This is a genomic window from Caballeronia sp., assembly GCF_028292365.1.
Classification (GTDB): domain Bacteria; phylum Pseudomonadota; class Gammaproteobacteria; order Burkholderiales; family Burkholderiaceae; genus Caballeronia.
This window is the reverse complement of the sequence record NZ_JAQGMM010000482.1, coordinates 1-4,499: the sequence shown is the minus strand read 5'-3', so window position 1 is coordinate 4,499 and position 4,499 is coordinate 1. Positions and strand designations below refer to the sequence as shown.

The 4,499-nt window shown below is 61.1% G+C and carries 4 protein-coding genes and 2 pseudogenes; 3 read left to right on the top strand and 3 right to left on the bottom strand.

The window, feature by feature from the left end; all coding sequences use genetic code 11:
* Positions 1-227 (top strand): annotated as a pseudogene (locus JWR14_RS27985) (transketolase); the annotation flags it as partial.
* A gap of 6 nt (positions 228-233) precedes the next feature.
* On the top strand, positions 234-1,220 hold the full coding sequence (gnd, locus tag JWR14_RS27980; protein WP_299715347.1) for a phosphogluconate dehydrogenase (NAD(+)-dependent, decarboxylating): 987 nt from the start codon (positions 234-236) through the stop codon (positions 1,218-1,220).
* A gap of 144 nt (positions 1,221-1,364) precedes the next feature.
* On the opposite strand, the gene JWR14_RS27975 is transcribed toward gnd, so the two are convergent.
* Positions 1,365-2,177, bottom strand: coding sequence for an ABC transporter permease (locus tag JWR14_RS27975; RefSeq protein ID WP_366144608.1), 813 nt, complete (start codon positions 2,175-2,177; stop codon positions 1,365-1,367).
* Between the two features lie 78 nt (positions 2,178-2,255).
* Positions 2,256-3,230: a nodulation factor ABC transporter ATP-binding protein NodI gene (nodI, locus tag JWR14_RS27970; protein ID WP_299715340.1), complete on the bottom strand. Its 975-nt coding sequence runs from the start codon at positions 3,228-3,230 to the stop codon at positions 2,256-2,258.
* A gap of 402 nt (positions 3,231-3,632) precedes the next feature.
* Here nodI and JWR14_RS27965 point away from each other — a divergent pair, with 402 nt between their 5' ends.
* Positions 3,633-4,139, top strand: a complete 507-nt coding sequence (locus tag JWR14_RS27965) for a universal stress protein (protein WP_299715337.1) — start codon at positions 3,633-3,635, stop codon at positions 4,137-4,139.
* Positions 4,140-4,260: 121 nt separating this feature from the next.
* On the opposite strand, the pseudogene JWR14_RS27960 reads toward JWR14_RS27965, so the two are convergent.
* Positions 4,261-4,499, bottom strand: a pseudogene (locus JWR14_RS27960) (hypothetical protein); the annotation flags it as partial.

The window sequence follows — 4,499 nt, the reverse complement described above, 5'->3', positions numbered from 1 at the left end:
ATTCCGTGATTCCGCCGGATGTCGACGCGCGTGTGTGCGTCGAGCAGGCGGGCACGCTTGGCTGGGACCGCTATGTCGGCCGTCTTGGTTCGCAGATCGTGATGCATACGTTCGGGGCGTCGGCTCCGCTGTCCGACCTGAAGAAGAAATTCGGTTTTACGCCGGAACGTGTTTACGACGAAGCCAAAAAGCAGATCGAACGCGTCAAAACCAGCCATAAGGAGTAAGCCATCATGCAGATTGGAATTGTGGGACTAGGCCGTATGGGGGCGAACATCGCACGCCGGTTGATGCGCGGCGGGCAGACGTGCGTGGTGTACGACCATGCGCCCGAAGCGACGCAAGCGGTCGTAGCCGACGGCGCGACCGGATCGAGCGATCTGGGCGACCTCGTGAAGAAGCTTGCCGCACCACGCTCGGTCTGGCTGATGTTGCCGGCGGGCAAGATCACCGAAGACACGCTGAACGATCTTTACGAGATTCTGGAAGCGGGCGACACGGTCATCGACGGCGGCAACAGCTTCTACAAGGACGACATCATCCACGCGGCGAAGTTGAAGGAGAAGGGCATCAATTTCGTCGACGTAGGCACCTCGGGTGGCGTGTGGGGATTGGAGCGTGGCTATTGCATGATGATCGGCGGTGACAAGGACGTAGTGCAGCGGCACGATCCGATTCTTTCGGTGCTGGCTCCCGGACGCGGCGATATTCCCGCCACGCCGAATCGCGAGGGTCGCGATTCACGCGTGGAAAACGGCTATATGTATGTGGGGCCGGTGGGGGCGGGTCACTTCGTGAAGATGGTGCATAACGGCATCGAATACGGATTGATGCAGGCGTACGCGGAAGGGTTCGACATCCTGAAGCACAAGTCGTCGACGGAGTTGCCCGAGGCGCAGCGCTACGATCTGGATATCGCCGACGTTGCCGAGGTGTGGCGTCGGGGCAGCGTGGTGTCGTCGTGGCTGCTCGATCTGACCGCGGGTGCGTTGGCCGGCAACAGTTCGCTCGACAAATACTCCGCTGAAGTGGCCGATAGCGGCGAAGGGCGCTGGACGATCGAGGCGGCGCTCGAAGAGGCGGTGCCGGCGCAGGTGTTATCGGCCGCGCTGTATGCACGGTTCCGGTCGCGCGAGGAGAATTCGTTTGCCGACCGGATGTTGTCTGCAATGAGGTTCGGGTTTGGCGGGCACAAGGAGTTCAGCCCGGGACTGAAGTGAGTTGAATTGTGAGTTGATTTTCCCGCTGAGTTTTCTGCCGAGGCAAGCGGATTGAAGCATGTAAAAAGCCCGTTTCAACTTACGTTGGGACGGGCTTTTCTTGATTAGAGCGGCTTTGGGCGACCTTGCATCTCGGTCGTTCGTTCAACGCATCATCCGTCGACGAAACAGCACCGCGCAGATAAAAAACGGCACGATGGCATACGCTGCGAGCACGGCCACATGCAGCACGACATGTTCTGCCGGCCGGTCGAGCATCGCGGGCCGGATGAGCGCGACCGCGTGCGACAACGGCAGTAACAGCGAGACGTTTTGCGCCACCGCCGGCAACTGCGTGAGCGGGAAAAATACGCCGGAGAGCAGCAACATGGGCGTAAGCGCTAGCGTCTGGTAGAACATGAAGAAGTCGTAACTCGGCGCCACCGCGGTCACGATCATCGCCGTGCTGGAGAACGCCAAACCAGTCAGGACAATCACGGGCAACGCATACAGCATGGTCGGAAAACTTGCGTAGCCGAGCACGCCGGCCACCAGCATGATCGCGACACCGGAGAGCACGGATTTACTCGCCGCCCACACAATTTCCGCGAGCACGATGTCACCCAGAGTAAGCGGCGTATGCATGATTGCTTCCCACGTTCGCTGCACATGCATGCGTGAGAATCCGGAGTACATGGCCTCGAAACTCGCCGACATCATCACGCTCGACGCCACCGTACCCGCCGCGAGAAACGCGATGTATGAGACGCCATCCACGTGGCCGACCATCAGGCCAAGCCCGAGACCCAGGCCGAACAGATAGATCATCGGGTCGGCGAGATTGCCGAACATCGACGCGATCGCCAGTTTTTTCCAGACGAGATAATTTCGCCGCCAGACCGACATCCAGTTCGACGCGTTCGCAGGCATCGCACTCAGGAAGGGCTCGCGATGAGGTTTGAGCTGAGACTTCCCCACTGCGCGGGTTGCACGAGGAGGCGCAACTGGGGACTCAGGGGACTCAGCGGTGTTCACATTCGGTTCGCTCGACATCGATCAGTCCACCATCTCGCGCCCGGTGAGGCGCAAAAACACATCTTCAAGATTCGCCGGCCGGTGCAGATAACGCACGCCAGCCCGTCCCTTCACGCGTTGATGCACAGGCGCGGGGTCATCGACATAACAAAACAGCGTTTCGCCGCTGATCTCCATGCGGCCGACGAACGGCAGGAGTTCGTCGCGAAGGGCTTGCGGATCGGGACCGTAGATCTCGATCACGTCGCAGCCGATGACCCGCTGGATGAGATCGTCGGGTTTGCCTTCGGCCACCTTGCGGCCTTCCTCGATCACGCACAGCCGGTCGCAAAGCCGTTCGGCCTCCTCCATGAAATGTGTGGTGAGCAGGATTGTCTTGCCGCGTGCGAGCAGCGAGCGCAGCCGTTCCCAGATCAGATGCCGAGCTTGCGGATCGAGCCCAGTGGTCGGTTCGTCCATGATCAGCACGTCAGGATCGTTGACCAGTGCACGCGCCAGCGTCAGCCGCCGTTTCATTCCGCCTGATAACTCGCCGACCCGCGCGTTCGCCTTACTTTCCAGCCGTGCAAATTCGAGCAGCGACGGCACCACGGCTTCGATCTCGCTGCCGCTCATGCCGAAATAGCGTCCGAACACGAGCAGGTTTTCGCGGACGGTGAAGTCCGGATCGAGGTTATCGAATTGCGGCACGACGCCCACTCGGCGACGGGCGTAACGAGCACGCGAGGGGATTGGTTCATCGACGAGACGGATCGTGCCCGCATCCGGCGCGGTCAGGCCGAGCAGCATCTTGAGCGTGGTCGTCTTGCCCGCGCCGTTGGGACCCAGCAGGCCGAAGCACTCGCCGGGCTGGACGTGGAAAGACAGGCCATTGACGACTGTCTTGTCACCGTAATGTTTTTCGACGTCGACAAATTCGATCGCCGGCGCGGCTGGTGCTGCCGGTGCGGCGGTCGGCCGGATGGCGTCGCTGGGTAATACTGCTGCATCTGACATGCGCAAACTCAGGTGTTTGGGTCTGATTTGGGTCCGAAGACAAGCTAACTAGTTTAATCGATTGCACCAACGAGGCGCGTTCCTCTGATTGACCTGCACTGCGAGGGCGCACTGAAGCTGTTTTTCGGTTGCAGAGCGTGTTCGTGACGCTCCGATCAATTGCTGGAAAGCCCACCCATCAAGGGATTCCCGTGCCTGGCACGCTGTCCGCTTGGCGTTTCGTCGGCGACTGGACCGCATTAGCGTTTTCCATCGTTGCCACGGTTTCAGCGACGCACCATGATGAAGGCAACGCGGCCCGGGTTTTTGTCGCCCGCCCGGACCACGGGGCAGAATCTGCAACACTTGACGACCGTTTTTTCGATGCCCTTTGCTGCCCTCGTTGCAGCGCGGAGAACCACCATGGCGAGCTACCGAAAAATCCTGTTGTGTTACGACGGCTCCCGCGAAGGGCGTAAGGCGTTACGTGATGGCGCGAATCTGGCGCTCGACCTGAAAGCCGAAACGCACGTGCTCGCCGTTGTCGACATGCGCTCCAGCATCGCCCAAAGCGCCGGTCTTCTCACCGATATGGCGTGCGGCCGTTTCGAAGACGCCGCCCGGGACATCCTGCGCGAGGGCGTGGAATGGCTGACCGAGCGGGGCGTGCCGGCCCAGGGCCACTTTGCGTTCGGACATCCTATCGATGAAATTGCCGGGCTCGCCCAGAGCTTGCAGGTGGATCTGGTGGTGGTCGGGCATCGGTGCCGCACGGGCCTTGCGCGCTGGTGGATGGGCTCGGGCAACACGCCGCTGATGGATCGTGTGTCCTGCAGCATTTTGGTCGCGGTGTCGCCGACGGGTACATCTGCCGAACAGGAGGACGCCGCGCATGCGGCAAAGCCCGCGAAAGCCGAGGTCAATGCCTGATGCCCGATGCCCGATACGTGAGGGCGCATTGCGAGCAGCAGGTGGCCAAACTGGGACCGCCGTTCCCCCGCAGCAACCGGACGAACAGTCCTCTGTTGCTGCGGAGAATCTGCTGGCTTGCCTAGCCGCCGTTCAGCTCCACTGCGACCAGTTTCCACGAGAACAACCCGTATCGCCGGAGAATGGCTGAATAGCGTGCATCGCCGGTGCCGTGCTGGTAATTCACCGCGAAAGTATTAAAACTTCGATACCCCGCCGTGGTTTGAGGCGGTGGTTTCGGTGCCGACGGTGAAGCGGCGACAGGCGCCGATTGGGCGGGTGCGGGCGGCGGCGCTTGCACGGCTTCCGGAGTCGCAACAA

Excerpts from the sequence above, each read along its gene's own strand:
- JWR14_RS27965 (WP_299715337.1), top strand. The coding sequence starts at position 3,633 with ATGGCGAGCTACCGAAAAATCCTGTTGTGTTACGACGGCTCCCGCGAA.
- gnd (WP_299715347.1), top strand. The coding sequence starts at position 234 with ATGCAGATTGGAATTGTGGGACTAGGCCGTATGGGGGCGAACATCGCA.
- nodI (WP_299715340.1), bottom strand. The coding sequence starts at position 3,230 with ATGTCAGATGCAGCAGTATTACCCAGCGACGCCATCCGGCCGACCGCC.